Source organism: Phenylobacterium sp., from assembly GCF_030698145.1.
Taxonomy (GTDB): domain Bacteria; phylum Pseudomonadota; class Alphaproteobacteria; order Caulobacterales; family Caulobacteraceae; genus Phenylobacterium.
In genome coordinates this window covers 1-26,812 of sequence record NZ_JAUYNW010000013.1, presented here as the reverse complement: position 1 = coordinate 26,812, position 26,812 = coordinate 1, and the positions used below count along the sequence as shown (strand labels likewise).

Annotated in this window: 26 protein-coding genes; 14 read left to right on the top strand and 12 right to left on the bottom strand. The window is 68.7% G+C overall.

The window, feature by feature from the left end; all coding sequences use genetic code 11:
• Positions 1-264: 264 nt before the first annotated feature.
• Genes mnmG through Q8Q77_RS01400 form a run of 4 tightly spaced genes read left to right on the top strand, consistent with a single transcriptional unit; the run spans position 265 to position 4,424 of the window.
• A complete protein-coding gene (gene mnmG / locus Q8Q77_RS01415; RefSeq protein ID WP_305580423.1) occupies positions 265-2,115 on the top strand; it encodes a tRNA uridine-5-carboxymethylaminomethyl(34) synthesis enzyme MnmG in 1,851 nt (616 codons plus the stop codon).
• Positions 2,093-2,746 carry a 16S rRNA (guanine(527)-N(7))-methyltransferase RsmG gene (rsmG, locus tag Q8Q77_RS01410; RefSeq protein WP_305580421.1) on the top strand — a complete coding sequence of 218 codons (654 nt, stop codon included), beginning with the start codon at positions 2,093-2,095 and terminating at the stop codon, positions 2,744-2,746. The genes mnmG and rsmG overlap by 23 nt, the downstream gene beginning before the upstream one ends.
• Positions 2,736-3,542 carry a ParA family protein gene (locus Q8Q77_RS01405; RefSeq protein WP_305580419.1) on the top strand — a complete coding sequence of 269 codons (807 nt, stop codon included), beginning with the start codon at positions 2,736-2,738 and terminating at the stop codon, positions 3,540-3,542. Before rsmG ends, Q8Q77_RS01405 begins: the two co-directional genes overlap by 11 nt.
• A 6-nt stretch (positions 3,543-3,548) precedes the next feature.
• Positions 3,549-4,424 (top strand): ParB/RepB/Spo0J family partition protein, encoded by an 876-nt coding sequence (locus Q8Q77_RS01400; RefSeq protein WP_305580417.1) that lies wholly within the window; start codon positions 3,549-3,551, stop codon positions 4,422-4,424.
• 279 nt (positions 4,425-4,703) lie between these two features.
• Here the strand turns inward: Q8Q77_RS01400 and holA are convergent, their stop codons facing one another.
• From holA to Q8Q77_RS01380, 4 genes are all read right to left on the bottom strand, one after another.
• Positions 4,704-5,756, bottom strand: coding sequence for a DNA polymerase III subunit delta (gene holA, locus Q8Q77_RS01395; protein WP_305580416.1), 1,053 nt, complete (start codon positions 5,754-5,756; stop codon positions 4,704-4,706).
• A gap of 12 nt (positions 5,757-5,768) precedes the next feature.
• The gene (lptE, locus tag Q8Q77_RS01390; RefSeq protein WP_305580414.1) at positions 5,769-6,269 is read right to left on the bottom strand and encodes an LPS assembly lipoprotein LptE; all 501 of its coding nucleotides are present in this window, start codon (positions 6,267-6,269) and stop codon (positions 5,769-5,771) included.
• Positions 6,270-6,276: 7 nt separating this feature from the next.
• Positions 6,277-8,874: a leucine--tRNA ligase gene (leuS, locus tag Q8Q77_RS01385; RefSeq protein WP_305580412.1), complete on the bottom strand. Its 2,598-nt coding sequence runs from the start codon at positions 8,872-8,874 to the stop codon at positions 6,277-6,279.
• A gap of 115 nt (positions 8,875-8,989) precedes the next feature.
• Positions 8,990-9,496: a DUF3576 domain-containing protein gene (locus Q8Q77_RS01380; protein WP_305580410.1), complete on the bottom strand. Its 507-nt coding sequence runs from the start codon at positions 9,494-9,496 to the stop codon at positions 8,990-8,992.
• A gap of 306 nt (positions 9,497-9,802) precedes the next feature.
• On the opposite strand from Q8Q77_RS01380, the gene Q8Q77_RS01375 reads away from it, so the two are divergent.
• On the top strand, positions 9,803-10,141 hold the full coding sequence (locus Q8Q77_RS01375) for an NtrZ family periplasmic regulatory protein (protein WP_305580408.1): 339 nt from the start codon (positions 9,803-9,805) through the stop codon (positions 10,139-10,141).
• On the opposite strand, the gene Q8Q77_RS01370 is transcribed toward Q8Q77_RS01375, so the two are convergent.
• On the bottom strand, positions 10,131-10,754 hold the full coding sequence (locus Q8Q77_RS01370) for a thiamine phosphate synthase (protein WP_305580406.1): 624 nt from the start codon (positions 10,752-10,754) through the stop codon (positions 10,131-10,133). The two genes, Q8Q77_RS01375 and Q8Q77_RS01370, sit on opposite strands and share 11 nt — an antisense overlap.
• Here Q8Q77_RS01370 and Q8Q77_RS01365 point away from each other — a divergent pair.
• Complete coding sequence (locus Q8Q77_RS01365) at positions 10,738-11,409, top strand: YggS family pyridoxal phosphate-dependent enzyme (RefSeq protein ID WP_305580404.1); 672 nt, start codon at positions 10,738-10,740, stop codon at positions 11,407-11,409. The two genes, Q8Q77_RS01370 and Q8Q77_RS01365, sit on opposite strands and share 17 nt — an antisense overlap.
• A 328-nt stretch (positions 11,410-11,737) precedes the next feature.
• Here the strand turns inward: Q8Q77_RS01365 and Q8Q77_RS01360 are convergent, their stop codons facing one another.
• Complete coding sequence (locus Q8Q77_RS01360) at positions 11,738-12,292, bottom strand: L,D-transpeptidase (protein ID WP_371130385.1); 555 nt, start codon at positions 12,290-12,292, stop codon at positions 11,738-11,740.
• A 10-nt stretch (positions 12,293-12,302) separates the two neighbouring features.
• Here Q8Q77_RS01360 and Q8Q77_RS01355 point away from each other — a divergent pair, with 10 nt between their 5' ends.
• The 4 genes from Q8Q77_RS01355 (at position 12,303) to Q8Q77_RS01340 (ending at position 14,335) form a co-directional block, all read left to right on the top strand.
• The gene (locus Q8Q77_RS01355) at positions 12,303-12,989 is read left to right on the top strand and encodes a response regulator transcription factor (protein ID WP_305580425.1); all 687 of its coding nucleotides are present in this window, start codon (positions 12,303-12,305) and stop codon (positions 12,987-12,989) included.
• An 8-nt stretch (positions 12,990-12,997) separates the two neighbouring features.
• Entirely contained in the window at positions 12,998-13,477 is a 480-nt protein-coding gene (locus tag Q8Q77_RS01350) for a hypothetical protein (RefSeq protein WP_305580402.1), read from the top strand.
• A gap of 67 nt (positions 13,478-13,544) precedes the next feature.
• The gene (locus tag Q8Q77_RS01345; protein ID WP_305580400.1) at positions 13,545-13,931 is read left to right on the top strand and encodes a hypothetical protein; all 387 of its coding nucleotides are present in this window, start codon (positions 13,545-13,547) and stop codon (positions 13,929-13,931) included.
• Entirely contained in the window at positions 13,928-14,335 is a 408-nt protein-coding gene (locus Q8Q77_RS01340; protein ID WP_305580398.1) for a type II toxin-antitoxin system VapC family toxin, read from the top strand. Before Q8Q77_RS01345 ends, Q8Q77_RS01340 begins: the two co-directional genes overlap by 4 nt.
• A 98-nt stretch (positions 14,336-14,433) precedes the next feature.
• Here Q8Q77_RS01340 and Q8Q77_RS01335 read toward each other — a convergent pair whose 3' ends face one another.
• The 3 genes from Q8Q77_RS01335 to Q8Q77_RS01325 form a co-directional block, all read right to left on the bottom strand.
• A complete protein-coding gene (locus Q8Q77_RS01335; RefSeq protein ID WP_305580396.1) occupies positions 14,434-15,240 on the bottom strand; it encodes an exodeoxyribonuclease III in 807 nt (268 codons plus the stop codon).
• Positions 15,241-15,452: 212 nt separating this feature from the next.
• Positions 15,453-16,097: an outer-membrane lipoprotein carrier protein LolA gene (locus Q8Q77_RS01330; RefSeq protein ID WP_305580394.1), complete on the bottom strand. Its 645-nt coding sequence runs from the start codon at positions 16,095-16,097 to the stop codon at positions 15,453-15,455.
• 89 nt (positions 16,098-16,186) lie between these two features.
• A complete protein-coding gene (locus tag Q8Q77_RS01325) occupies positions 16,187-18,334 on the bottom strand; it encodes an ATP-binding protein (RefSeq protein ID WP_305580392.1) in 2,148 nt (715 codons plus the stop codon).
• A 310-nt stretch (positions 18,335-18,644) separates the two neighbouring features.
• Between Q8Q77_RS01325 and Q8Q77_RS01320 the strand changes: the two genes are divergently transcribed.
• Positions 18,645-20,474, top strand: coding sequence for a phosphoenolpyruvate carboxykinase (GTP) (locus tag Q8Q77_RS01320; RefSeq protein ID WP_305580390.1), 1,830 nt, complete (start codon positions 18,645-18,647; stop codon positions 20,472-20,474).
• 9 nt (positions 20,475-20,483) lie between these two features.
• Here the strand turns inward: Q8Q77_RS01320 and Q8Q77_RS01315 are convergent, their stop codons facing one another.
• Positions 20,484-22,841, bottom strand: a complete 2,358-nt coding sequence (locus Q8Q77_RS01315) for a DNA translocase FtsK (RefSeq protein ID WP_305580388.1) — start codon at positions 22,839-22,841, stop codon at positions 20,484-20,486.
• A 145-nt stretch (positions 22,842-22,986) separates the two neighbouring features.
• Here Q8Q77_RS01315 and Q8Q77_RS01310 point away from each other — a divergent pair, with 145 nt between their 5' ends.
• Positions 22,987-23,382 carry a hypothetical protein gene (locus Q8Q77_RS01310; RefSeq protein WP_305580386.1) on the top strand — a complete coding sequence of 132 codons (396 nt, stop codon included), beginning with the start codon at positions 22,987-22,989 and terminating at the stop codon, positions 23,380-23,382.
• A 13-nt stretch (positions 23,383-23,395) separates the two neighbouring features.
• On the opposite strand, the gene Q8Q77_RS01305 is transcribed toward Q8Q77_RS01310, so the two are convergent.
• Positions 23,396-24,307 carry a dienelactone hydrolase family protein gene (locus Q8Q77_RS01305; protein WP_305580384.1) on the bottom strand — a complete coding sequence of 304 codons (912 nt, stop codon included), beginning with the start codon at positions 24,305-24,307 and terminating at the stop codon, positions 23,396-23,398.
• 72 nt (positions 24,308-24,379) lie between these two features.
• A complete protein-coding gene (locus Q8Q77_RS01300) occupies positions 24,380-24,991 on the bottom strand; it encodes an alpha-ketoglutarate-dependent dioxygenase AlkB (protein ID WP_305580382.1) in 612 nt (203 codons plus the stop codon).
• Positions 24,992-25,010: 19 nt separating this feature from the next.
• On the opposite strand from Q8Q77_RS01300, the gene Q8Q77_RS01295 reads away from it, so the two are divergent.
• Positions 25,011-25,511, top strand: a complete 501-nt coding sequence (locus Q8Q77_RS01295; protein ID WP_305580380.1) for a hypothetical protein — start codon at positions 25,011-25,013, stop codon at positions 25,509-25,511.
• 176 nt (positions 25,512-25,687) lie between these two features.
• Positions 25,688-26,812, top strand: a 1,125-nt coding sequence (gene dnaK, locus Q8Q77_RS01290; RefSeq protein WP_305580378.1) for a molecular chaperone DnaK, incomplete at its 3' end; no start/stop codon positions are given.

Below are 26,812 nucleotides of genomic sequence, written 5' to 3'. Positions count from 1 at the left end.
TTGACTCCTGCTCAGACCGGTCGAACCTCCGTTGAAGGGCATTTTAGTCCCCCTCACCCGGCCATGCGGCCGGGAGCTCCCCCAGAGGGGGAGCATCTGGCCACCGTGCCACTTGGATCTACGGCCATATGCGATAGCCCTCCCCATAAAGAGGAGGGAGAAGACCGCTCCCCAACGTTTCACGTGAAACATCGCCCGCCCTTCGCTATATAGCTCCTCGCTCGCCCCCGCCCTGCCGGGGGCGTCTTTGCCTGGATCTGAAGCTTGAGCGCCTGGGACGTCATCATCATCGGGGGAGGGCACGCCGGCTGCGAGGCCGCGGCGGCCTCGGCGCGCTTTGGCGCCCGCACCCTGTTGCTGACCCACAAGCTCGAAACCATCGGCGAGATGAGCTGCAATCCGGCCATTGGTGGTCTCGGCAAGGGCCATCTGGTCCGCGAGATCGACGCCCTGGACGGGTTGATGGGCCGCCTGGCCGACCAGGCCGGCATCCAGTTCCGGATGCTCAATCGCTCCAAGGGCGCGGCGGTGCGCGGTCCCCGCAGCCAGATCGACCGCAAGCTCTATCGCCAGGCCATGCAGGCCGAGCTCGCCCAGACCCCGAACCTCACCGTCCAGGCCGAGGCGGTCGAGGACCTGATCGTCACCGACGGCGTCGTCGAGGGCGTGGTCGGGGCCTCCGGGACGGAGTACCGCGCCGGCCGCGTGGTCCTGACCACCGGCACTTTCCTCAAGGGCCTGATCCATCGCGGCGAGACCCGCACGCCCGCCGGCCGGGTCGGGGACGCGCCGGCCATCGGCCTGTCGGACCGGCTCTACGCCAGCGGCCTGTCCATGGGGCGGCTGAAGACCGGTACGCCGGCGCGGCTGGACGGCTCGACCATCGCCTGGGACGGGCTGGAGATGCAGGCGGCCGACGCCGAGCCGATCCCGTTCTCGTTCCTCACACGTGAAATCACCACGCCGCAGATCCAGTGCGGGGTGACCTATACAACCGCGGCGACCCACAAGATCATCGCCGAGCGGCTGACGGAGTCGGCGGTCTATGGCGGGCGGATCAACGGGCGCGGCCCGCGCTATTGCCCGTCCATCGAGGACAAGGTGGTCCGGTTCGGCGACAAGGACAGCCACCAGATCTTCCTGGAGCCCGAGGGCCTGGACGACGACACCGTCTATCCCAACGGCATTTCGACCTCGGTCTCGGAAGAAACCCAGGACCTGTTCCTGCGCACCATCCCGGGCCTCGAGAAGGTCCAGGTGCGCCGCTACGGCTACGCCATCGAATACGACTATGTGGACCCGCGGGAGCTCTATCCGACCCTGGAGGTCAAGCGTCTGCCCGGCCTCTACCTGGCCGGCCAGATCAACGGCACCACGGGCTATGAAGAGGCGGGGGCCCAGGGCCTGGTCGCCGGCCTCAACGCCGCGCGCGCGGCCTCGGGCCTGGACGCCGCCGCCTTCGGTCGTGACGAGGCCTATATCGGCGTGCTGATCGACGACCTGGTCACCCGCGGCGTCACCGAGCCCTATCGGATGTTCACCAGCCGGGCGGAGTTCCGCCTGTCCCTGCGCGCCGACAACGCCGACCAGCGGCTGACCGATCGCGGCCTGGCGCTGGGCGTGGTCGGTGTTTCACGTGAAACAGCCTGGCGGGCCAAGTCCGAGGCCCTGGCCCAGGCGCGGGCCCTGGCCGCCACCCTGACCCTGACGCCCAGCGCCGCGGCCAAGGCCGGCCTGCCCGTGAAAGCCGACGGGGTGGTCCGCGACCTCACCCAGCTCCTGGCCTACCCGACCATAGGGTTCGAGGACCTACTGATCATCTGGCCAAACCTCGCCGGCTGGAGCCCCGAGGTGCGCGAGCAGGTGGAGATCGACGCGGCCTATGCCGGCTATCTGGACCGCCAGGCCGCCGACGCCGCCGCCTTCCGCCGCGACGAGAACCTGCGGCTGCCGGCCGAGCTGGACTACGCCGTCGTCGGCGGGCTCTCCAACGAAGTCCGCGAGAAGCTCCTGGCGGTGCGGCCGCTCACCCTGGGCCAGGCGGCCCGTATCGAAGGCGTCACCCCCGGCGCCCTGACAGCCCTGCTGGCCCATGTCCGTCGCCACGCGGCCTGATCCCGTGATCGAGGTGGCCGACGCCGCCGACTTCGCCGCGGCGACCGGATGCGGTCCGGCCGCGCTCGCCGATCTCGAGCAGTACCGGTCATACCTGGTCGACTGGAACCAACGGATGAACCTGGTCGGCCCCGCCACGTTGGACATCTTCTGGTCGCGGCACGCCTGGGACTCCGCCCAGATCCTGCCGCTGGCGCCCGAGGCGCTCACCTGGGCCGACCTCGGAACGGGCGCAGGATTACCCGGCATCGTATTGGCGATCCTCCAGAAAGACCGCCCAGGCTTCCACGTCCATCTGGTCGACAGCCTGGCCAAACGCTGCCGGTTCCTGACCGAGGTCGTCGAGGGCCTGCGGCTTCCCGCCACAGTCCACAATTCTCGTGCGGAGGACTTGTCCCTGACTGTGGATATCGTCACCGCCCGGGCTTGCGCGCCCTTGCACCGGCTGTTGGGGTATGGCCAGCCTTACCTGAAGCGCGGGGCGCTCGCCCTGTTCCTGAAAGGCCAAGATGTTGCGTCCGAACTCGAAGACGCTGCGAGATATTGGGATTTCGAGGCGGACGTGTTGCCCAGCCGAAGTGACGTCAGAGGCCAGATCGTGCGCGTGAGGAGGCTCGGCCGTGGCCGCTGAACGGAAACTCCGCGTCCTGGTGGTCGCCAACCAGAAGGGCGGGGTGGGCAAGACCACCACGGCCATCAATCTGGGCACCGCGCTGGCCGCCGTCGGCGAACGGGTGCTGCTGATCGACTCCGATCCCCAGGGCAACGCCTCCACCGGCCTCGGCATCGGCCGGGCCCTGCGCAAGGTCACCCTCTATGACGTGCTGATGGGCGAGCACACCCTGGAGCAGTCGGTGATCAAGACCGACATTCCGGGCCTGGACCTGTCGCCCTCCGACCCGGACCTGTCCGGCATCGAACTGGAGCTGGGCCAGCAGCCGCGTCGCTCCTTCAAGCTGCGCGACGCTCTGGAATCCATCCGCGCGTCGAAGGCCTACACCTATGTCCTGATCGACTGCCCCCCCTCGCTCAATCTCCTGACCGTCAACGCCATGGCCGCGGCCGACGCCGTTCTGGTGCCGTTGCAGTGCGAGTTCTTCGCCCTCGAGGGTCTCAGCCAGCTCATGCGCACCGTGGACCTGGTCAAGGGCAGCCTGAACCCGGCCCTGGAGATCCAGGGGGTGGTGCTGACCATGTACGACCGGCGCAACAGCCTGTCGGAACAGGTCGCCCGCGACGTGCGCGGCCATTTCGGCGACACCGTCTACCAGACCGTGATCCCCCGGAACGTGCGGGTCTCCGAGGCGCCGTCCTTCGGCAAGCCGGTGCTGGTCTATGATCTGAAATGCCGGGGCTCGCAGGCCTATCTGAAACTGGCCCGCGAGGTGGTGCTGCGCGAGCGCGACCGTCGCGCCAAGGCTGCGTAAGGAACGATGATGGCCGAGAAACGCGGACTGGGCCGGGGGCTGTCGGCCCTGCTGGGCGACGTCGAGGAGACCAATGTCTCCACCGGCGCGGGCGAGGCCGCCAGCGTGCGCGAAATCCCGATCGAGTTGCTCTACCGCAATGACGACCAGCCGCGCTGGGTCTTCCCGGGCGATGAGCTGGACGAACTGGCCGCCTCGATCCGCGAGAAGGGCGTCCTGCAGCCGATCCTGGTGCGCCCCATGCCGGGCCGGTCCGGCGATTTCGAGATCGTCGCCGGCGAGCGGCGCTGGCGCGCCAGCATGAAGGCGGGCCTCAAGGTCCTGCCGGCCCTGATCCGCCAGCTCGACGACATGCAGGTGCTCGAGATCGCGGTCATCGAGAACGTGCAGCGCGCCAACCTCAACGCCATCGAGGAGGCGAACGCCTACCAGCAGCTGATCGACAAGTTCGGCCGCACCCAGGACCAGGTCGCCGACAGCGTCGGCAAGAGCCGCAGCCATGTGGCCAACACCCTGCGCCTGATGAACCTGCCCAACGACGTCCGCACCCTGGTGCTGGAGGGCAAGCTCACCGCCGGCCATGCGCGCGCGATCCTCACCGCCGACGACCCCGCCGCGCTGGCCGAGCAGATCATCGCCCGGGGCCTGTCGGTCCGCGAGGCCGAGGCCCTGGCCCGCAAGGGCTCCGCCGGCGGGACGGCTAAGCCGTCGCGCAAGGCCGCCAAGGACACCGACACCCAGGCCCTGGAGAGCGACCTCTCCGACGTGCTCGGTCTCGACGTGGAGGTGGTCGATCGGGGCGGCGTCGGCGAGCTGCGGATCAAGTATGCGACCCTGGAGCAGCTCGACGAGCTCTGCCGTCGCCTGACCAGCCGGGGCTGATTTTCGACTGTCCGTAAGCCCTTGATTCATAAGGGCCCGATTTCGGAATTCGAGCTGTCGCGAATGGACCGTGTACGAGTACGGACGGGTCGGATTCTGTGCGCGTGGGAGCGAATTTTCCGAGGGCGGTTTTTCGGCCTCGGCCGCGAGTCAAAGTCCCCCTCAGTCAGCTTCGCTGACAGCTCCCCCAAGAGGGGAGCATTTTAGATCCTCCCCCAGCGCGCAGCGCGATTAGGGGGAGGTGGCGCGTCGCCTCTTCGGCGACGTGACGGAGGGGGCCTAAAGCCCCAGCCGTCGCGCCCGGCCGGCCACCGTCAGAGCCAGCCGCTCGGCGATGAGACCGTCGGGGGAGCCGGCGGTCTTGCAGGCCTTGTCGGCGGCGAGCACCTCGGGCTGGAGGCGGTCGAGGTCGTCCAGGGTCCAGGAGCGCGCCTGGCGGAGGAACTCGCGCTCCTGTTTCCAGAACACGCCGCTGGCCTTGGCGGCTTCCTGCAGGCCGGCGCCGTTCTTGGCGAGCGTCAGGGTGCGGCGCATCCGGCCCAGATACATGCCGATGGCTCGGACGGCGGCCGGCCCGGCCTCGCCCTCGGCCGCGGCCCGGCGCAGTCCGGCCTGGGCCTCGGCGAGCCGACCGCCGAACGCGTCGGCGGCCGCGTCCGATAGGGAAGCCTCCGGCTCGACGCCCAGGAAGTCCTCCAGGTCCTTCGGCGAGGCGGTGCGCCCGCTGCCCGGTTCGAGATAGAGGGCCAGCCGCTCGATCTCCTGGCGGGCCACGCCACGCTCCTTGGGCATCCGGCTGACGAAGAGCTGCAGGGCCTGGGCGTCGAGGCCTACCCCATCCTTGGCCAGGGTCTCGCGAACCAGCCGGGCCACGTCGCCGGGCTCATCCTCGTAGCAGGGGATGACCGCCGCGCCTGCGGCCTTTTCCGCGGCCTTGCGCAGGGCGGAGTCGCGGCCGAGCGCGCCCGCCTCGATCAGGAAGAAGGCGTCTGGGTTGAGCCGGCCCTCGGCATGGGCGGTGACCGCCTCGGCGACCTGCTTGTCGAGGCTGGCCTTCTCGGTGGCGAACTTCAGCCGCACCAGCCGCCGGCCGCCCATCAGCGACTGGGAGGCGAGCTCGTTCTCCAGGCGCGCGCCGTCGCCGTCCAGGTCGCCGTCGGTCAGCAGGGCGACGTTGAAGGGGTCATCGGGCGGGTCGGCGACCTTGCCGGCCAGCTCCTTGGCCCGGTCGCGCACCACGCCAACATCGCGGCCATAGATCAGCACCACGCGGATTTGCGGGTCCGGCCTGGCCAGGAAGCGTTCGATATCCGGCCGCTTGGCGAGGATCACGGCCTGGCCGTCCTAGGACTTGCCGGCCTGGGTGGCCAGCCAGGCGGCCAGTTCGAGCTCGATCTTGCGGGCGGCCTCGGCCGCGGCGCGGTCCTGGGCGTCCTGCTGGGCCGAGATCGAGGCGTAGGGCTGGTCGGCGCTGTCATAGGTGACCTCGACCCGCGCCCGGCCGGTCTTCACCGGCGAGCCGGAGGGCAGGGCCGAGAGGGTGTAGGCCGCGACCAGCACGTATTCGTAGCGGGTGGCGACATTGTCGACCCGCACCCCACGCGGATAGCGCGTCTCGGAAAGCTCCAGGTCCATCCGGTAGCGGGGCGCGGCGCCCTTGTCGCGGGCCAGCGCGTCGTCCAAGTGCTCGCGGATCAGCTGGCCGGTGCGTCCGGGCGGGGTGGTCACCTGGACGGCGGTGAGCTGGGCGGTGACGCCGGGCGCGCCATAGATCGGCGAGAACCCACAGGCGCTCAGGCCGAGGCCGGCGGCGAGCAGGGCGGCGGCGAAGACGGCTCGGTTCATGTCAGGCTTACCCGGCCACGATGTTGACGATGCGATCCTTGACCACGATGACCTTGCGGATCGTGAGCCCCTCTAGGCGCCGCGCGATCTCCGGATCGTCAAGCACCATCTTCTCCACATCGGCCGGTTCGGCCCCCGCGGCCACGGAAATCTCGCCGCGGCGCTTGCCGTTGACCTGGACGGGCAGGATCTTGACCGCGTCCGCCGTCAGGGCCGGATCGAACTGCGGCCAGGGGGCGATCGCCACCATGCCCTGTCCGCCGATGCGGGCCCAGGCCTCCTCGGCCAGGTGGGGGGTGAAGGGCGAGATCAGCCGGGCGAAGGCCGACAGGGCCTCGTGGCGCGCGGCCAGGACCGCCGGGCTGGCGCCCTCGGCCGGGAATTCCTTGAGCTTGTTGAGGAATTCGTACATCCGCGCGATGCCGGAATTGAATCGGAAGCCCTCGACCGCCTCGGTCACCGCCTTGACGGTGCGGTGGGTGAAGCTCCGCAGCTCGTCGCCCTTGGCATCGGGCGTCACGGCCGGGGCGGGGGCCACGGGCTGGCTGTCGAACTCGTTCCAGACCCGGTTCACGAACCGCCAGGCGCCCTCGACCCCCGAGGCCGACCAGATGGAGTCGCGGTCGGGCGGGCTGTCGGAGAGCACGAACAGCCGCGCGGCGTCGACGCCGTAAACCTCGAAGATGTCGCCCGGCGCCACGGTGTTGCGCTTGGACTTCGACATCTTCTCGATGTCGCCGATGACCACCGGCTGGCCGTCGGCGAGACGCACCGCGCGGCGGGTGGCGCCCTCGACGACGATCTCCAGCTCCTTGGGCTCGACCCAGTCGCCGTTCTGCAGGCGGTAGGTCTCGTGGGTCACCATGCCCTGGGTGAACAGGCCCTCGAACGGCTCCTTGGCCGCCAGCATGCCCGCGTCCGACAGGGCCCGGTTGACGAAGCGGGCATAGAGCAGATGCAGCACGGCGTGCTCGATGCCGCCCACATACTGGTCGACCGGCATCCAGTAGTCGGCCGCGGCGCGGTCGATCGGCTCGGGCGAGGTCGGGTCGGTGAAGCGGGCGAAGTACCAGGACGAGTCCACGAAGGTGTCCAGGGTGTCGGTCTCACGCGTCGCCGGACCGCCGCAACCGGGGCAGGTGGTGGTCTTCCAGGTCGGGTGGCGGGTGAGCGCGTTGCCGGGCTTGGAGAAGTCCAGATCCTCGGGCAGGGCGACCGGCAGCTGATCCTTCGGTACCGGGACGACCCCGCACTTGTCGCAGTGGACCACGGGAACCGGGCAGCCCCAGCCGCGCTGGCGGGCCACGCCCCAGTCGCGCAGACGGTAGACCGTCGCGCCCTGGCCCTGGCCCTGGGCCTCCAGCCTGGCGACCGCGGCGGCCTTTGCCGGCTCGATCTCCAGCCCATCCAGGAAGCCGGAATTGATGATGGTCCCGGGTCCGACATAGGCCTCGTCGGCGACGTCGAAGCTGGCCGGATCCTCGCCCGGCGGCAGCACGACGGGCGTGACCAACAGCTTGTATTTGCGAGCGAAATCCAGGTCGCGCTGGTCGTGGGCCGGACAGCCGAAGATGGCGCCCGTGCCGTAGTCCATCAGGATGAAATTGGCGATCCAGACCGGCAGGCGTTGCTCGGGATCGAAGGGGTGAACCACGGTCAGGCCGGTGTCGAAGCCGATCTTCTCGGCGGTCTCGATCTCAGCCTCGGAGGCGCCGCCCTTGCGGCACAGGGCCAGGAAGGCGGCGACCTTGGGGTCCGACGACAGATGTTCCGACAGCGGATGATCGGGTGCGACGCCCACGAAGCTTGCGCCATAAAGGGTGTCGGGACGGGTGGTGTAGACCTCCAGCCCCCCCTCGAACAAGCTTGCCTCGAAACCGGCCGGCGCGCCGCCAGAGAACTGGAAGGTGAACCGGGCGCCCTTGGAGCGGCCGATCCAGTTCTCCTGCATGACGCGGACCTTTTCCGGCCAGCGGTCCAGGGTCTTCAGGCCCTCCAGCAGTTGGTCGGCATAGTCGGTGATGCGCAGGAACCACTGGTTCAGCTTGCGCTTCTCGACCACCGCGCCGGAGCGCCAGCCGCGGCCGTCGACCACCTGTTCATTGGCCAGGACGGTCTGGTCCACCGGGTCCCAGTTGACCACGCCCTCGCGGCGATAGACCAGGCCACGCGCCATCAGGTCGAGGAACCACGCCTGCTGCTGGCCGTAATAGGCCGGATCGCAGGTGGCGAATTCGCGCGACCAGTCGATGGAAAGGCCCAGCTGCTGCAGCTCGGCGCGCATCTTGGCGATGTTTTCGTAGGTCCAGGCGCGGGGATCGACGCCGCGCTCCATGGCCGCGTTCTCGGCGGGCAGGCCGAAACCGTCCCAGCCCATGGGATGCAGGACGTTGAAGCCCCGGGCGCGCTTGTAGCGGGCGTTGGCGTCGCCCAGCGTGTAGTTGCGCACATGGCCCATGTGCAGGCTCCCCGACGGATAGGGGAACATCTCGAGCGCATAGTATTTGGGAACGCCGGGCGTGGGCGGGCCGGCGCGGAAGACGTCGGCGTCAGCCCAGGCCTTGCGCCACTTCGGCTCGGTCTCTTTCGGATTGTAGCGGGCCATGCGGACGGCTTTCAGACTTCGATGGGGAACCGGCCAGCGGCGGACGTCGCGCCGACCCTAGGTGGGAGAGCGCATCCGACCGGTTTCCACCTTTGCTGAATGCGCCCTTTAGGCCTTAGCCGATGTTCGACAGCCGAAGCTGCCGGGCCTTGGTAAGGATCGCGTTTTCCAGGTCGGTCTCGGTCTGGCCGGCCGAGGCCGCGTCAACCCAGTTTCCGGTCGCATCCTTGTTCTGCTTGAAGACGGCGACGTTCAGGCCGTCGGCGCGCAGACGCGAATCCAGGATGTAGACGGTGCACTTGAAGCGCTCGTCCGGCTTTTCCGGATTGACGTACCAGTCGGTGATGACCACGCCGCCATAAGGATCGGCCGAGGCCAGCGGCATGAACGACAGGGTGTCGAGGGTCGCGCGCCACAGATAGCCGTTGACCCCGATCGAGGGGGTGTCCCCGGTCGCGGCCTTGGCTTTCTTGCCGCCGCCGAACAGGCTGAAGCCGCCTTCTTCCTGGGTTTGGAAGGTCCGCGAACCGCCGCTGCTGGAGCAAGCCGCCAGCGCCGCGAGGCTGAGCACCAGCACTCCGGTCGTCACGCCACGCATAAACTCACCGCGCACAAACGGCATATAGTCGCTCCCAGTCGTTAGTCCGCGTCGGATCAGCGCCGCGGCGCCGCCCCCCGAGCCGGAGGAGCCTCTATAACAACGCCCGTGGAACCGCCAAACAGGAATCGCGTTGCCCTGCCGCCACAGGCGCCGATGGATTCGACCAGCGGCCCGGGCGGAGGGGCCGCATTCTGTTGACCTGGGGTCCAGGGCGACTTTAATCGAGCCAACGGTCTCGCCGTGTAATGGTGGGGCCGGGGCTTAGGGGCTATATAGGTGGTTATGTCCAAGCGTTTGGTCATTTCGTTGCTCGGTGCGGCGCTCCTCGTGAGCGGCGCCTCGACGGCGCACGCCCAGACGGCGTCGAAGGGCAAGACCGCCGACTTCACCGTGCGCAGTGAAACCTCCGTGACCCCGCAAGGGACCAAGTCGCTGAAGTGGGACACGCGCAAGGGGCGCTGGGGGGTCTCTCTCAACCTGGATCAACGGGTCGAGCGCGACATGCAGTGGAACGACGTACAGGCGGGGGCCTATTTCCGGGTGACGCCGAGCCTTCGGGTCGGCGGCGCGGTCGCCCTGGGCGACCAGGAGACCCCGGCCTACAAGAAGACGCAGCCGGTGGACGCCGCCCCGCGCGTCCGTCTCGAGACCGCCTTCAAGTTCTAAGGGCTTCGACAGCCGCGATCCCGACCACGCCCGTAGGCAGCAGCCTGCGGGCCGTTTTGTTATTGATCCCGCCCAGGGCGTAGACCGGCCCGCCGGCGGCGCGCACCAGGTCGGCCAGGCGCACGGGGCCCATGGGCCCGCCCGCCGAGGGGCTGGCCGAGGGAAAGACCGCCGAGACCACCACCGCGTCCGCGCCCCAGGCCAGGGCCCGCCGCGCCGCGCCAAGGCTGTGGGCCGCCGTGGTGACCAGGAAACCCGGACGCCTCAGGCGTCTCGCATGGGCGGCGAGCCGCTCGGGCAGGTGGACGCCGTGGGCGCCGATCCGTCGGGCGAGGTCCCAGTCCGCGCCGATCAGCAGTTTCAGGCCCCGCGCCCGGGCGATCGCCAGCAGGCCCCGCGCCCGGGCCTCGGCGGCGGGATCGCCGAAGCTGCGGTAGACGATGGCCGATCCGCGCGGCAGGCGGGCGGCGGCGGCCTCGATGTCGGGCGTGCGGTCGGGGTCGGTGAAGAACAGGATGACCGGAAGGGGCTTTCGCGACGGCGCCCGCGCCCCTAAGGCTGCCGCCGTCCGCGCCACTGTCCAGAAGCCGCCCGAAATGACCGTCTCTCCCACTTCCGGGGCCCAGGCCCTGACCGACGTCCTAGACCGGATCGCCCGCGCGGCGAAGGCGGCGGGTCGCCAGGCGTCCGATGTCACCCTGGTCGCCGTCTCCAAGCAACAGCCCTGGGACGCCGTGGCGCCGATCCTGGCGGGCGGCCAGCGCGTGTTCGGCGAGAACCGGGTGCAGGAGGCGATGGAACGCTGGGGCGAACGCCGCGCCGGCGTCGAGCTGCGGCTGATCGGACCGCTGCAAAGCAACAAGGCCAAGGAGGCCGTGGCCTTCTTCGACGTCATCGAGAGCCTGGACCGGGAGAAGCTGGCCGTCGCGCTGGCGTCGGAGATCCAGAGGCAGGGCCGCGCGCCACGGCTCTATGCGCAGATCAACACCGGCGAGGAGCCGCAGAAGGCCGGGGTCGTCCCGGCGCAGGCCGACAGCTTCCTCGCCGCGGTCCGTGGGACCCATGGCCTGGAGATCGAGGGCTTGATGTGCATTCCGCCCGTGGGCGAACCGCCTGGTCCGCATTTCGCCCTGCTGGGCAAGATCGCCGCGCGCAACGGCATCTCCCGGCTCTCCATGGGGATGAGCGACGACTTCGAGACCGCGATCGCCTTCGGCGCCACCAGCGTGCGCGTGGGCTCGGCCCTGTTCGGCGCCCGGACGAAATAGAGCGCCCTTAGATCCTCCCCCAGCGCGCAGCGCGATTAGGGGCCCCGCCCTTCGCGCGGCGAAGGGCGTTCTTCGCGGCGATCGACAAATCGTTGTCGATCGCATCCGGCCCGCAAGCGCGAGCCGGCGCTCATCACGGTGGCGCGTCGCCTCTATCGGCGACGAGACGGAGGGGGTTGCAGCCCACAAACAAGAGTCAAAGTCCCCCTCACCCGGCCATTCGGCCGGGAGCTCCCCCAGAGGGGGAGCATCTGGCCACCGTGCCACTTGGATCTACGGCCATATGCGATAGCCCTGCCCCAGCAGGGGAGCATCTGGGGCGGCGCTCCTATGCCCGCACGATGGCCACCGCGTCGCCCAGGGTCGCCTTGGCGAGCAGCTCCAGCAGGTCCTCGCGGGCCAGGGCCACGCAGCCCTGGGTGGGCGGATAGCCGGGCTTGGCCAGGTGCAGGAAGATCGCCGAGCCCAGCATGGGGACCGGCGGATCGTCGTTGTGAGCCAGGACGCAGACCAGGTCGTAGACGTCGTCGTCGCGCCACATCTGCTCGGCGCTGACCGGATGGGGCAGCTTCACCGCGCGGTTATAGGCCGGGTCCAGGGGGGCGTCGCACCAGCCGTCGTCGCGGGCGAGCGCCTTGGTGGGCAGGCCGGTCCGCGGCGGTCCGTCCTTGTCGGGACGATAGAGCACGCGCCGGATGGCCCAGGTCCCCAGCGGCGAGGCGCCGTCGCCTTCACGCTTGTCCTTGGCGCCGACCACCCCGCCCATGCCGAGAGCACAGGCGACGATCCGGCCGCCCAGATCGAAGGTCCCATCTGACATAGCCGTGAAGATCATGGTCTGGGCGGTCTCCAAAGGTTGGCGCGCGGGCGCGACACGGTGCATGTTCCGACCCATGGCTCAACGCAAGACCTTGCTCGTCGTGGACGACAACGAAGACCTGCGCGGCGCGATCGCCGAACAGCTTCAACTCACCGAGGAATTCTCGGCCATTGAGGCCGCCACCGCCGGAGACGGGGTGAGGTCGGCGGTCGAGAATCGCCCGGACCTCATTCTGCTGGACGTAGACTTACCGGACATGAACGGCCGCGAGGCCTGCCGGCAGATGCGCGCCCAGGGGGTGGCCTGCCCGATCATCATGTTGACCGCCGCCGACACCGACGACGACACCATCTCGGGCCTGGACGCCGGGGCCAACGACTACGTCACCAAGCCCTTCAAGTTCCAGGTGCTGCTGGCCCGCATCCGCGCCCAGCTCCGCAGCCATGAACAGTCGGAGGGCGCGGTCTTCCACCTGGGGGCCTATGAGTTCCGGCCCTCGGCCAAGATGCTGGTGGACGCCAACCAGAAGAAGATCCGGCTGACGGAAAAAGAGACCAACATCCTGAAATACCTCTACCGGGCCGGCGAGAAGCCGGTGAGCCGCGAGGAGTTGTTGGCCGAGGTCTGGGGCTACAACGCAGGCGTCACAACCCACACCCTGGAAACCCACGTCTACCGCCTGCGCCAGAAGATCGAGCCCGATCCCGGTAACGCGCGGCTGCTGCTGACCGAGGCGGGCGGCTACCGCCTGGCGCCATGAGTCTCGGCATGGCGGCGCGCAGTGAGAAGATCGGGCGCGGGAAGTGGAGCCTGGCCCGGACCTTCCCGTTGATGATGCTGGGCGCGCTGGCGCTGGGCTTCACGGTGGTGGGGGTGACCTCCTACCAAAACCGCATGCAGAAGATCGCCGAGTCCGAGGCCGCCGCCAATCCGGCCACCATCGCCGGGCCGCCGTGCCCGGTGCTGTCGGCCGCCGCATTCGACGCCCTGCCCGTCAAGCCGAAGAAGACCTTCATCTTCAACGAGGTGACCTTCGATCGCCGGTTCGGGCATGTCGGCTGCAATGTGGTGAGCGACGGCGGCGGAACCGGCTTCGCGCCGATCTGCCAGTTCACCTCGCCCGCGGTGCTCAAGGTCACCACCAAGCGCGGCCAGTTCTACTTCAAGCCGGGCGTCGGACAGCCGGTGACGGTGACCCTGCGGGGCGGGACGCCGAGCTGCGTCATGGCCGCCAATTTCAAGCCGTAGCGGGCAGTGTAGTTGCTATGTAATTTAAGTGAGCCTATGTTTGATCCTCAGCTCAGAGGACGTGGCGATGGCTAAGTACGATCCATTGGGGGTCTATCTCGCGAACCAGGACGCGGAACGCGTTCCCATGAGTTTCGCGGAAATCGAGGCGCTCATCGGCGCGAAGCTGCCAGACTCGAAGCGCTACCCGGCTTGGTGGAGCAACAACGAGTGGAACAATGTCATGACGAAAGTCTGGCGGCGGGCTGGATTCGTGAGCGAGCAGGTGGATACGGCAAGGGAGAAACTTGTCTTTCGGCGCGCCGAGGCTCGCGCGCCATCGGAGCGCCCCGGCCGGCGATCCAGCCGCGGCGGCTTTCCTGGTTTCGGAGTCATGAAGGGGACGGTCCGTATCGCGGTCGACTTCGACCTGACCACACCCGCCGATCCCGAGTGGGGTAAGATCTACGAATGATCCTGCTCGACACCTGCGCATTGCTTTGGATCGTGGGTGGCGATCCTATCGAGCCCGAGGCGACCGCCGAAATCGAGGCGCTTTGGGCCCAAGGTCACGTACCCTGGGTTTCGCCGATCAGCGCGTGGGAGGTCGGCCTCCTATCGGCCCGCGCACGTATCTCGCTGACTATGCCGCCTGAACGGTGGTGGGCGGCCGCAGTGTCGCGTTCGGGATTTGAAGTGGCGGCCATTCCGCCAGAGACGCTGATAGCGTCGTCGTTCCTGCCCGGCGCGCCACCCAACGATCCGGCTGACCGGATTATCGCGGCGACCGCTCGCGAGGGCGGGCTTCGGGTGATGACGCGCGACGCCAAGCTGCTGGCCTACGCCGCCGCCGGGCATATCGATGCGATCGCCTGCTAGATCATTTTCCGCCGAAGTGGACACCGGTTCGGCGAAGAAAATGGTCTAAATTCAAAGCGGCTAGAGCAAAATCCGATCCACTCAGATCGAATTTTGCTCTAGAGCCCGAAATCCGCGCTGACCGGGGCGTGGTCGCTGGGGCGTTCCCATTCGCGCACGTCGTCATGGACCCTGGCCGCCGCCGCGCCCTGGCGGAAGGCGGCTTCGCGCAGGCCGGGCGAGATCAGGATGTGGTCCAGCCGCAGGCCGCGGTTGGAGGCGCGGAAGTCGGCGGCGCGATAGCTCCACCAGGAGAACAGCTTCTGCGGGTCGGGCACGGCCTCGCGCACCAGGTCGGTGAAGTTGAGACTGGCCATGAGGGCGGCGAAGGCCTCGAGCTCGACCGGGGTGTGGCTGACGATCCTCGACATCTGCTTGTGGCTCCAGACGTCGAATTCGCCCGGCGCGACGTTCAGGTCGCCGACGATGGCCAGCGGATCCTTGGGGTCGCGGCGGGCCATCTCGGCGCTGAGCTTCTCGTAGAAGTCCAGCTTGTGGTCGAACTTGGCGTTGAGCTCCCGGTCGGGGACGGCGCCGCCGGCCGGGATGTAGAAGTTCTGCACCTCGACCCCGGCCACCCTGCCCGACACGCAGCGGGCATGGCCCTCGCGGCAGACGTCCAGCGGCGCGACGTCCTCGATGGGCAGGCGCGAGGCGATGGCCACCCCGTGCCAGCCCTTCTGGCCGGCGATCTTGATGTGCGGCAGGCCGACCTCTTCAAAGATCGCCCGCGGGAACTCGGCCGCCTGGCACTTGATCTCCTGCAGGCACAGGACGTCGGGGGCCTGCTCGTCGACGAAGCGGGCGACCTGTTCGGCGCGCAGGCGGACGGAGTTGACGTTCCAGGTGCAGAGGCGAAGGCGCATGGGGGACTGTCTAGAAGAGCTCGGGCGCAAAAGAAACGCCCGGGCACTGGAGAAGCCCGGGCGTCCAGTTGTCTCTCATGCCGCCGCCGGGAGGGGATAGGTTCCGGCACGGAAAAGGTTCGCGATCGCGCAAACCTCATAGTTGTATTAATGACACTGGCTTCGGGAAAAATCAAGAGAAAACACGAACGATATTGCCTGTTGTGATTGTGTCACATTCTGGCACGGCCGACGTTCTTCGGCCTCGGGTCCTTGAGCACGAACAGCGACGGCGCCAGGCCCGAGGCCGGCGCCAGGTCGACGAGCTGGATGCGGGTCGAGCCGCCCTGGGCGTCCGTGACCGTCCAGCCGGCCAGGCGCAGGGGCGAGTCGGTGAAGGTCAGCGTGATCTGGCCCTCCGCCTGCTTCTTGCCGTCGCGGGCGGTGATGGCGAACCCGTCGGCGAAACGGGCGACGCGGCTGACCACCACCCCTTGGTCCAGGCGGACCTGGCGGGCGAGGAACAGGGACAGCGGCGTGGCCATCAGGGGATAGGACTCGAAGGTCTTCAGCCGCCGGTCGGAGATCGAGACATTGCCGCCGTCCGACACCACCAGCAGGCCGGAGGGCGCGTCATAGGCGAACCGCGCCTTGCCGGGGCGCTTCAGATAGAGCTCGCCGCGCGTGGTCACGCCGCGCGGGTCGGTCTGGACGAACCGGCCCTTAGCCTCCTTCAGGCCTTGCAGATAAGCGGCGGCGCGGTTGACCAGGGCCTTGTCGGCGGCGCTCAGCGGCGCGGCGGCGGGTCTCTGGGCCAGGGCCGGCAGCGGCAGGGCCGCCAGGCCGATCGCCAGGGCGCGGCGAGAGAGATGGGTCATGGTCGCTCCAGGTTCGCAGCCGGCAGGCCTATAGGGCGCTGCGGGCGTCAATAGGGCGCAAGAACGGCGGAGGCGAGGGGAGCGTTCCCTCAGCCGGTCCGTTCGTCGGCGGCCTCGGCCTCGTCGAGATCCTGCGGCGAGGACCAGGCGGCGAGCGCCTCCAGGAGCTTGGTGGGCTCGATGGGCTTGCCCAGATGGTCGTCCATGCCGGCCTCGTGGCAGCGGGCGATCTGCTCGGGCAGGACGTTGGCGGTCATGGCGATGATCGGGGTCGACCGGGCGCGCGCCAGGGGCAGGGCGCGGATGGCCTGCGTCGCGGTCAGCCCGTCCATCACCGGCATCTGGATATCCATCAGGACGATGTCGAAGGCCCGCTGGCGCATGGCCTCGACGGCTTCCTGGCCGTTCTCGGCGGTCTCGATCTCCACGCTGAAGGGGCCCAGCAGGGCCGCGATCAGTTCGCGGTTCACCGCCACGTCCTCGACCAGCAGCAGGCGCAGCGGCCGTTCGAGGCCTTCCGGCACGGGGGCCCGGGTATCGCTGACGACCGGCTGATCGGTGCGCGGCAGGACGAGCTCGAACCAGAAGGTCGATCCCACGCCCGGCTTGGAGGATGCGCCCAGGGTCCCGCCCATGAGTTCGACGGTGCGCTTGCAGATGGCCAGGCCCAGGCCCGTGCCGCCGTATCGCCGCGAGACCGAGGCGTCGGCCTGGGTGAAGCGTTCGAACAGGTGCTCGATCTGGTCGTCGCGCAGGCCGATGCCGGTGTCGGAGACCTCGATCCGCAGTCGGCCGCAGTCGCCCGGCGCCTCGGTCTGCCGCACGGTGACGTCGACCGCGCCTTGGGCCGTGAACTTGATGGCGTTGGAGACGAAGTTGACCAGCACCTGGCGGATACGGCCGGCGTCGCCCAGCAGAGGGGCGATCGCGCCTTCCATATGGATGCTGAGCGCCAGGCCTTTTGCCTCGGCCTGTTCGCCGAGCAGGTCGGCCATGGTCCGGGCCGGAGCGGCCGGATCGAAGGGCCGGGCCTCCACCTCGACGGCCCCGGCCTCCAGCTTGGAGAAGTCCAGCACGCTGTTGACCAGCTCCAGCAGCGAGCCGCTGGCGTCGTGGATCACGCCCACATGGCGCGCGTCGTCGCCCGTCAGCCGCGGCGAGGCGGCCAGCACGCCCGAGAAGCCGATGATGGCGTTGAGCGGAGTGCGCAGCTCGTGGGTCATATTGGCCAGGAAGTCGGATTTTGCGGCGGCGGCCTCCTCGGCGCGTCGGCGCGCCACGACCAGTTCGGTCTCCATCTGCTTGCGCGTGTCGATGTCGCGCGAGACGGACACCACCTGCGGCGGCGCGTCGGGATCGTCGTTGGCCACCAGGCAGAAGGTGGTCTCGACCCAGATCACCCGTCCCTCCTTGTGGACCACCCTGTACTCCAGGGTCACCTTGCCGGGGCCGGCGGCCATGTCGGCGATGGCCTGAGGCAGCCAGACGGCGTCCTCGGGATGCAGGAAGGTGTAGGTGGGGGTGCCGAACAGCTCCTTGGCGGTGTAGCCCATGGCGGTTTCGATGCTGGGCGACACGTATATCCGCCGGCCGTCGAGGCCCGACAGGGCGATCACGTCGGTCAGGTTGTCGGCCAGCATCCGATACTGGGCGTCGCTCTGTGCGAGATCGCGCTGGGCCTCGTTGAACCTGCCGCGCGCCTGGATCATGCGCGCCGCCCCGTCGCCCGAGAACAGCAGCCCCAGCACCATGAACGGCAGGATGAAACCGAGGTCCAGCGCGAGGGGGTTTGGCGCGAAGGCGAGGATCGCGAGCATCAGGACGGCGGGGATCGCCCCGCCGGCGATCAGCCCCATGTGGGACTGATAGGCATGGGTCTGGGCGTGGTAGATCACCGCCAGCCAGACCGCGACGGCGGCCACCGAGGCTTCGGTGCGCCCGAGGGACCATAGGGCTCCGCCGAATGCGATCCAGATGCAGGTCACGATCGCAAGGCAGAGGGTGTAGTTGAGGCGCAGGCCCGGACGGGCCTTCTCGCCCGCGAACTGACGCCGCGTCGTGAAATAGGCCCAGATCTCGCCGGCGACCACCGCCGAACCCCAAAGGGTGCAGAGCCAGATCGGCAGGGCGGCGGCGCCGACGGCGGCCACGATCACGGCGATGATCATCCGCAGCGGGATTGCCTGATGGACAGAGGCGGCCAGCCCGTCGAGGCCGTCGTCAAGCAGACTGGTCACGCGCGCGGTTCCCCTCCGCCTTTGGTTGCCGTCACTCTGCTCCAAGCCGTCTTGAGACGGAGTTACCGCCGCCGCCAACCCATTGACGATTCACGCCTCCCGGGTCCGCGTCGGGAACGGTGGCGCCGATTGGGTGTTCCAAATTCCATGACACCGGTATCATTTCGCGTGGCCAGGGTAACTTGCCCCGTTAAGCTTGTGCGTCCCATTATTCGAACTTATCACCGGCCTCGCACGGCCCGCGACGACCCCCTTTGGCGGGCCGCGGCGCACGTGATGGTGCGGGTGTTCTAAAAGGGGCGAAGCCTAGATGGGCAAGGCCATTCCGGGGCTGGATCAGGCTCCGACCAAACATGCGGGCCTCTTGGCCTGGGTACGCAGCGTCGCCGAGATGACCCAGCCGGACCGAGTCCACTGGTGCGACGGCTCGGACGCCGAGTGGGCCGCGCTCACCACCGAGTTGGTGAACGCCGGCACCCTCAAGCAGCTCCATCCGAACAAGCGTCCAAACAGCTTCCTGGCGCTGTCGGACCCCAAGGACGTGGCGCGCGTCGAGAGCCGCACCTTCATCTGCTCCAAGGACCCGGCCGACGCCGGACCGACCAACAACTGGCTCGATCCCGTCGAGATGCGGGCCGATCTCGAAAACCTGTTCGAAGGCTGCATGCGCGGCCGGACCATGTACGTGGTCCCCTTCTGCATGGGGCCTCTGGGCTCGAAGATCTCCGCCCTGGGCGTCGAGATCACCGACTCAGCCTATGTCGCCATCTCGATGCGGGTGATGACCCGGATGGGCAAGGGCGCCCTCGACATGCTGGGCGAGGACGGTTTTTTCGTCCCGGCCCTGCACTCGGTGGGCATGCCGCTGGCCGAGGGCCAGGCCGACGTTCCGTGGCCCTGTAACGAGATCAAGTACATCGTTCACTTCCCCGAGGATCGCGAGATCTGGTCCTACGGCTCGGGCTACGGCGGCAACGCCCTGCTGGGCAAGAAGTGCTACGCCCTGCGCATCGCCTCGGTGATGGCCCGCGACGAGGGCTGGCTGGCCGAGCACATGCTGATCCTGAAGCTCACCTCACCCGAGGACCAGGTCCGCTACGTTGCAGCGGCCTTCCCCAGCGCCTGCGGCAAGACCAACATGGCCATGCTGCAGCCCACCATCCCCGGCTGGAAGGCCGAGACCGTGGGCGACGACATCTGCTGGATGCGCTTCGGCGACGACGGCCGGCTCTATGCGATCAACCCCGAGGCCGGCTTCTTCGGGGTGGCGCCCGGCACCGGCCACGCCACCAACCACAACGCCGTCGAGGCGCTGCACGCCAACACCGTCTTCACCAACGTGGCCGCCACCGCCGACGGCGACGTCTGGTGGGAGGGCCTGACCGAGACCCCGCCCCAGGGCCTGACCGACTGGAAGGGCCAACCCTGGACCCCCGGCGGCGAGCCCGCAGCCCATCCCAACGCCCGCTTCGCGGTGCCGGCCGACCAGTGCCCGGTGATCGCCAGCGAGTGGGACGATCCGGCCGGGGTGCCGATCTCGGCGATCCTGTTCGGCGGCCGCCGCGCCAGCGCCGTGCCGCTGGTGACCGAGGCCTTCGACTGGGCGCACGGGGTGTTCCTGGCCTCCAACGTGGCCTCGGAAGGCACGGCGGCGGCGGAGAACAAGGTCGGCGAGCTGCGCCGCGATCCTTTCGCCATGCTGCCGTTCTGCGGCTACAACATGGGCGACTATTTCGGCCACTGGCTGAAGGTCGGCGCGAACGCCGACCCCGCCAAGCTGCCACGCATCTATTTCGTGAACTGGTTCCGCAAGGGCGCCGACGGCAAGTTCCTGTGGCCGGGCTACGGCGAGAACAGCCGGGTCCTGAAGTGGATCGTCCAGCGCCTGGAGGGCGATGCCGAAGCGGTCGACACCCCCATCGGGCGCCTGCCGACCAAGGAGAGCCTGGACCTGTCGGGCCTCAGCCTGGGCGACGCGGCGCTCGCCACCCTGCTCTCGGTGGACGCCGAGGTCTGGGCCGAGGAGGCCTCTCTGATCCCTGACGCCTACCGCAAGTTCGGCGACCGGCTGCCCAAGGAGCTGTGGGCCCAGTACGAGGCGCTGAACCAGCGCCTGGGCGCGCGAGCCGCGGCGGAGTAGCTCCGCGCCTCAGGGCGCTGCGCCCACCAGCACTTCGCGCTTGCCGGCGTGGTTGGCGGGGCTGACCACGCCTTCCTGCTCCATGCGCTCGATGAGCGAGGCGGCGCGGTTGTAGCCGACCTGCAGGCGGCGCTGGACGTAGCTGGTCGAGGCCTTTCGGTCACGGGTGACCACAGCCACGGCGCGGTCATAGAGGTCGTCGCCCGAGCCGCCGCCCTCGTCGCCGAAGCCAGACTCGCCGTCCTCGTCCTCGTCGCCGCCGGCGGTGACGTCCTCAAGGTACTGGGGCTCGCCCTGGCTGCGCAGGAACTTGGCCACGGACTCCACTTCCTCGTCGGAGACGAAGGGCCCGTGCAGGCGGGTGATGCGGCCGCCGCCGGCCATGTAGAGCATGTCGCCCTGGCCCAGCAGTTGCTCGCCACCCTGCTCGCCCAGGATGGTGCGGCTGTCGATCTTGGAGGTGACCTGGAAGCTGATCCGGGTCGGGAAGTTGGCCTTGATGGTGCCGGTGATCACGTCCACCGACGGGCGCTGGGTGGCCATCACCAGGTGGATGCCGGCCGCACGGGCCATCTGAGCCAGACGCTGGACGGCGCTCTCGACCTCCTTGCCGGCCACCATCATCAGGTCTGCGACCTCGTCGATCACCACTACCAGATAGGGCATGGCCTTGGGGTCGATCCGCTCGCTCTCATAGATCGGCCGGCCGTTGTCGTCGAAGCCGGTCTGGACGGTGCGCTCGAAGTGCTCGCCCTTGGCTGAGGCCTCCTTGGCGCGCTCGTTGTAGGAGGCGACGTTGCGCACCCCGATCTTCGACATCAGGCGGTAGCGGTCCTCCATCTCGCGCACGGTCCACTTCAGCGCGACGATGGCCTTCTTCGGGTCGGTGACGACCGGCGCCAGCAGGTGCGGGATGCCGTCATAGACGCGGAGCTCCAGCATCTTAGGGTCGATCATGATGAACCGGCACTGCTCCGGCGGCAGGCGGTAGAGGATCGACAGGATCATGGCGTTGACGCCGACCGACTTGCCGGAGCCGGTGGTCCCGGCGATCAGCAGGTGGGGCATCTTCGACAGGTCGGCGATATAGGGCTCGCCGCCGATGTTCTCGCCCAGCGCCATGGGCAGGGCCTGGGTCGAGCGTTCGTACTCGGCGCTGGCCAGCAGGTCGCGCAGATAGACGGTCTCGCGCCGGGCGTTGGGCAGCTCGATGCCGATCGCGTTGCGGCCCGGCACCACGGAAACGCGGCAGGCGGCGACGGACATGGAGCGGGCGATGTCGTCGCTGAGCGCCACGACCCGGGCCGATTTCACGCCGGCGGCGGGGACCAGCTCATAGAGCGTGACCACGGGACCGGGGCGAATCTGGTCGATGTTCCCACGCACGCCGAACTCGGCCAGCACGCTTTCCAGCAGCTGGGCGTTCTGGCGCAGGGCCCCCTCGTCGAAGGCCGAGGCTCGGGGCTTGGGCTTGGCCAGCATGGCCAGTTCCGGCAGGGCGAAGCCGCCGGGCTTGACGAAATCGAAGGCGCCCTGGGCCTCGCGCTGTTCGCGGCCCGAATCCTTGGGGCCGGCCTTGGGAGCCTTGATGGCGACTGGCGCGGACAGCGGATCGACCGCCGAGGCCTGCGGCGCGGGGGCTGGATCGATCGCGGCGGACGCATCCTTGCCGGCGCGGGCGCGGCGGGCCACCGAGGCGCGCGCCTCGGCCTTGCCAGCTGGCGGCGGGGCGGAGGACTTCTGCATCGCCTCGCGGATCCACAGGGCGGCGGCGGCGACCTCGTCGCGGCGCACGCCGATGGCGTATCCGAGGCCCGTGGCGGCGGCTGCGGCCAGCAAGCCCGCGGCGATGACGGTTCCGGCCGGGACGTGGGCGTAGGCGAAGACCGCGGCCAGGCCGTGCAGCAGCCCGTCGCCCCAGAAGCCGCCCAGCCCCTTGGCGAGCGGCCAGGCGGCCGGCGGGGCAGGCGCCGACAGCAGGCCCGCCAACGACAGCACGCCCAGGGCGCCGACGAAGGCGCGCAACCGCACCTGGCCGCGGGTCTGGTCGGGATGGGGGGAGGCGGCGCGGTAGAGGCCGAACAGCACCATCAGCAGGGCTGCGACCCCGGCCGCCAGGCCCAGGGACTGCACCCCGGCGTCGGCGGCGGTTGCGCCCGGTCCGCCCAGGGCGTTGACGGGGGCGATGGCTGAGGCGGCGTTCAGGCTGGGATCGGCGGCGTTGTAGGTCACCAGGGCCACGGCGAAGGCCAGGCCGGCGGCGGCGATCAGCCCACCCCGGAGCCGCGCGGTGGTCGGATGGGTCCAGGCGAGGCCGGCTATATGCAGCCCCAACTCCAAACCCGCCTTCCGCGCCGCCCGCGCCATGCCGTAGCTCCCCATTCTGGAAACGCCATATCTGCGGCCAAGAGGGTTAAGAGGCGTTTACTCTGGCGTGCGTTCTCCGCGGCGTTTTCGCATCCTGCCAATTGTGAGAGCGCGCCGAGGCGACTAGGTTCGCGGCATGTGGAGCATGCCTCATAGCGTCCTGCGGGTCGTGGCCGTGATCATCGGAATCTGCGCCGTCGGCGGTTTCGCCCTGGGCGTCCGCAACGTGCCCGACAAGGCGCGTCTGCCCGGCGAATCGGCCGGCGGAAGCTCGTCGGCCCTGCAGGCCGCCGACGCGACGCCGGTGGGGGAGCTCCTGGTCACCGACCCGCCCCCGCCGCCTCCGGAAGAGAAGACCGAGGAAGAGGCCGCCGAGAAGACCGAGGAGGTCCGCGCCGCCGAGATGGCCAAGCTGGAGGCCGAGGCCAAGGCTGTGGCCGCCGCCAGGGCCGTGGCCGCGCCCAAGGCCGCGCCTCCGGAAGACAAGGTCGGCGACCTGATCGAGACCCTGCCGCCGCCGCCGGAACAGCCGCCCTACTGAGGCGGGGCCGTCCCTAGGACGCCCGATAGGCCTTGGGCTTGACCCCATTGGCGGCGAAATGGGTCAGCATCCGGTTCCAGGCGTCGGTGGCGGCCGTGGCGTCGTAGCTGGCGCGGTAGTCGGCGTGGAAGCCGTGCTGGCTGTCGGGATAGAGCACGATCTGGGACGAAGTCCGGCCCGCAGCGGTCAGGGCCGCACGCATGGCCTCGACGTCGCTGACCGGGATGCCGCCGTCCTTGCCGGCATAGAGACCGATCACCGGGGGCCCCAGGCGGCCCACCACCTGCAGCGGCCAGGTGCGGTTGGGCTCGCCGAGGAATTCGCCGGGCTTGGGGGCCGACAGGCGGCCGTACCAGGCCGCGCCGGCCTTGATATCCTTGAAGCGGGCCGAGGCGAGCCAGACGATGGCGCCGCCCCAGCAGAAGCCGGTGATCGCGATCTTGGCGGGGTCGGCGTACTTCTGGGCCTTCACGAAGGTCAGGGCGGAGGCCACGTCGCTCATCACCTGGGCCTCGGAAACCTCGCCGACGATCTTCCGCACGGCGGCGAAGTCCGTGACCGTGGACGGATCGCCCTGGCGAATGAACAGGTCGGGGGAGATCGCCACATAGCCCAGCTTGGCGAGACGGCGGCAGATGTCGCGGATGTATTCGTGCAGGCCGAACACCTCGGGGATCACCACCACCACCGGGAAACGCCCCCGCGCTGCGGGGCGGGCGACGAAGGCTGGGATGGCGCGGTCGGGGGTCTCCACCTGGACCATTTCGGTGACCAGGCCCGCGGCGTCGGTGACGACCGGCTGGGCCTGCGCCGAGCGCGCGGCCAGCGCGTAGCCCGCCAGCACGGCGGCGGCGAGCCCCCGGCGCGAGAGATGGAAGTCTTCGGGTTCGGCGCCTTCCGGCCGGGTTGGGGTGAGCACGACCATGACCAATGACCTCTTGAGGTAAGCGTCTACATTTGCGTCCGGCGCAGGGGCGGAGTCAAAGGCGGCGATCGCCTATCCCGGCTCCGCACGGCGCACGGTCAGGTTGATCCGTCCACCCCCGGGGATCAACCGCGAGGATCCGGGCAAGATCCGGTCGACGCCGTGATGGATCAGCCGGGCGTCGCCGGCCAGCAGGCAGACATCTCCGGAGGCCAGCCGCACCGAACGGGTGGGATCGCCGCGCCGGGTTCCCCCAATCCGGAACACCGCGGTGTCGCCCAGGGAGACCGAGAGCACCGGGAAGCCGAAATCGGCCTCGTCGCGGTCCTGGTGCAGGCTCATCCTGGCCTCGGCGTTATAGAAATTGACCAGGCAGGCGTCCGGCGGCGTGCGCGGATCGGCCAGTTCGGCCCAGAGATCGAGCAGGGCCGCGGGGATGTCGGGCCAGGGCGCCCCCGTCGCCGGATGCCGCCGCTCGTAGCGATAGCCCGCCAGGTCGGTGGTCCAGCCCAGCGCTCCGAAGCTGGTCATCGCCACGCTCATTGGCTTGCCGCCGGGGGTGACCTGGCGGACGAAGGGCGCGACGGCGACACGAGCCATGACCTCGTCCAGCAGGCCTTGCTGGGCGTCCAGGTCCAGGCGGCCCGGCAGCAGGCGGAAGCCGGAGGTCGAAGCAGGGGTCATCTGGGTCCATATAGGGGCGATGGACGGCATTTCGCGCATGAAGCCCCTCCGATGGCGAGGCCTGACGCCGGGTGAGCGGCGGCTTTCGGACGAGGTGTTTGGGAGCGACCTCGACGTGGATCGCGTGCGGCTGTTCAGCCTGCCCGTCTGGAACCGTCCGTTCGTGCCCAGCGGCTGGCTGGTGGTGTGGCCCGCGGCGGGCGCCTATGCCGACTTTTCGGAGGCCCCGCTATGGATCCGTTCGGTGCTGGTTCACGAGCTGGTCCACGTCTGGCAGGCCCAGGCCGGGGTCAATCTGCCGCTGGCCAAGCTCCGCTGCGGTGACGGTCCGGCGGCCTATGCCTATGATCCGACCGACGGTCGGGAATTTTTGGCGTTGAATATCGAGCAGCAGGCCATGGTCGTACAGCACGCCTATCTGTCGCGGCTGGGTGGGTCCGCGCCCTATCCCACACCAGCTTATGCAAGGATTTTAGAAGCTTGGCCGAACGCAGATCGGTCAAGGCCCCGTACGGATTAGGGAGATTCGCCCTTGCAGGGGGCGCATATGATCCCATATCGCGACTCGACGCCGGTTTCCCTGTGGGTTAACCGGCCGAGCCCTTATTCGAACCGGGGACGTCTAGAAAAATCGGGGTGCTTCAACCGAAGGCCCTCTAGACGGCGTCCGCCATTCAGGAGCGAGCAAGACTCGATATGAGCAAGATCATCGGCATCGACCTCGGCACGACCAATTCGTGCGTGGCCATCATGGACGGCAAGACGCCCAAAGTGATCGAGAACGCCGAAGGCGTACGCACCACCCCTTCGGTGGTGGCCTTCCTGGAAGACGGGGAACGCCTCGTCGGCCAGCCGGCCAAACGCCAGGCCGTGACCAATCCGTCCAACACCCTGTTCGCCATCAAGCGCCTTATCGGCCGCAACTATGGCGATCCGGTCGTCGAAAAAGACAAGCACATGGTGCCCTATGACATCGTCAAGGGCCCGACCGGCGACGCCTGGGTGAAGGCCCAGGGCAAGGATTATTCGCCCCAGCAGGTCTCGGCCTTCATCCTCCAGAAGATGAAGGAAGCCGCCGAGCAGCACCTTGGCGAGAAGGTCGAAAAAGCGGTCATCACCGTCCCGGCCTATTTCAACGACGCCCAGCGCCAGGCCACCAAGGACGCGGGCAAGATCGCGGGCCTGGAAGTCCTGCGGATCATCAACGAACCCACCGCCGCGGCGCTCGCCTACGGGCTTGAAAAGAACGACGGCAAGAAGATCGTCGTCTACGACCTGGGCGGCGGCACCTTCGACGTCTCCATCCTGGAGATCGGCGATGGCGTCTTCGAGGTGAAGTCGACCAACGGCGACACCTTCCTGGGCGGCGAAGACTTCGACATGCGGATCGTCGACTACCTGGCCGACGAGTTCAAAAAGGAAACCAGCGTCGACCTGCGCAAGGACAAGCTGGCCCTGCAGCGCCTGAAGGAAGAAGGCGAGAAGGCCAAGAAGGAGCTCTCCTTCACGCCTCAGTACGAGGTGAACCTGCCCTTCATCTCGATGAACGCCTCGGGCCCGCTGCACCTGAACATCAAGCTGTCGCGCTCCAAGCTGGAAGCCCTGGTGGAAGACCTGATCGCGCGCACCGTCGGCCCCTGCGAGCAGGCGCTGAAGGATGCGGGCCTCAAGAAGTCCGACATCGACGAAGTGATCCTGGTCGGCGGCATGACCCGCATGCCCAAGGTCGTGGAGACGGTGAAGGAGTTCTTCGGCCGCGAGCCGCACACCGGCGTGAACCCGGACGAGGTCGTGGCGCTGGGCGCCGCGGTCCAGGCCGGC

Excerpts from the sequence above, each read along its gene's own strand:
- rsmG (WP_305580421.1), top strand. The coding sequence starts at position 2,093 with ATGTCCGTCGCCACGCGGCCTGATCCCGTGATCGAGGTGGCCGACGCC.
- Q8Q77_RS01400 (WP_305580417.1), top strand. The coding sequence starts at position 3,549 with ATGATGGCCGAGAAACGCGGACTGGGCCGGGGGCTGTCGGCCCTGCTG.
- lptE (WP_305580414.1), bottom strand. The coding sequence starts at position 6,269 with ATGAACCGAGCCGTCTTCGCCGCCGCCCTGCTCGCCGCCGGCCTCGGC.
- leuS (WP_305580412.1), bottom strand. The coding sequence starts at position 8,874 with ATGGCCCGCTACAATCCGAAAGAGACCGAGCCGAAGTGGCGCAAGGCC.
- Q8Q77_RS01380 (WP_305580410.1), bottom strand. The coding sequence starts at position 9,496 with ATGCCGTTTGTGCGCGGTGAGTTTATGCGTGGCGTGACGACCGGAGTG.
- Q8Q77_RS01365 (WP_305580404.1), top strand. The coding sequence starts at position 10,738 with ATGACCGTCTCTCCCACTTCCGGGGCCCAGGCCCTGACCGACGTCCTA.
- Q8Q77_RS01360 (WP_371130385.1), bottom strand. The coding sequence starts at position 12,292 with ATGCACCGTGTCGCGCCCGCGCGCCAACCTTTGGAGACCGCCCAGACC.
- Q8Q77_RS01355 (WP_305580425.1), top strand. The coding sequence starts at position 12,303 with ATGGCTCAACGCAAGACCTTGCTCGTCGTGGACGACAACGAAGACCTG.
- Q8Q77_RS01350 (WP_305580402.1), top strand. The coding sequence starts at position 12,998 with ATGGCGGCGCGCAGTGAGAAGATCGGGCGCGGGAAGTGGAGCCTGGCC.
- Q8Q77_RS01345 (WP_305580400.1), top strand. The coding sequence starts at position 13,545 with ATGGCTAAGTACGATCCATTGGGGGTCTATCTCGCGAACCAGGACGCG.
- Q8Q77_RS01340 (WP_305580398.1), top strand. The coding sequence starts at position 13,928 with ATGATCCTGCTCGACACCTGCGCATTGCTTTGGATCGTGGGTGGCGAT.
- Q8Q77_RS01335 (WP_305580396.1), bottom strand. The coding sequence starts at position 15,240 with ATGCGCCTTCGCCTCTGCACCTGGAACGTCAACTCCGTCCGCCTGCGC.
- Q8Q77_RS01330 (WP_305580394.1), bottom strand. The coding sequence starts at position 16,097 with ATGACCCATCTCTCTCGCCGCGCCCTGGCGATCGGCCTGGCGGCCCTG.
- Q8Q77_RS01320 (WP_305580390.1), top strand. The coding sequence starts at position 18,645 with ATGGGCAAGGCCATTCCGGGGCTGGATCAGGCTCCGACCAAACATGCG.
- Q8Q77_RS01315 (WP_305580388.1), bottom strand. The coding sequence starts at position 22,841 with ATGGCGCGGGCGGCGCGGAAGGCGGGTTTGGAGTTGGGGCTGCATATA.
- Q8Q77_RS01310 (WP_305580386.1), top strand. The coding sequence starts at position 22,987 with ATGCCTCATAGCGTCCTGCGGGTCGTGGCCGTGATCATCGGAATCTGC.
- Q8Q77_RS01305 (WP_305580384.1), bottom strand. The coding sequence starts at position 24,307 with ATGGTCGTGCTCACCCCAACCCGGCCGGAAGGCGCCGAACCCGAAGAC.
- Q8Q77_RS01300 (WP_305580382.1), bottom strand. The coding sequence starts at position 24,991 with ATGACCCCTGCTTCGACCTCCGGCTTCCGCCTGCTGCCGGGCCGCCTG.
- Q8Q77_RS01295 (WP_305580380.1), top strand. The coding sequence starts at position 25,011 with ATGGACGGCATTTCGCGCATGAAGCCCCTCCGATGGCGAGGCCTGACG.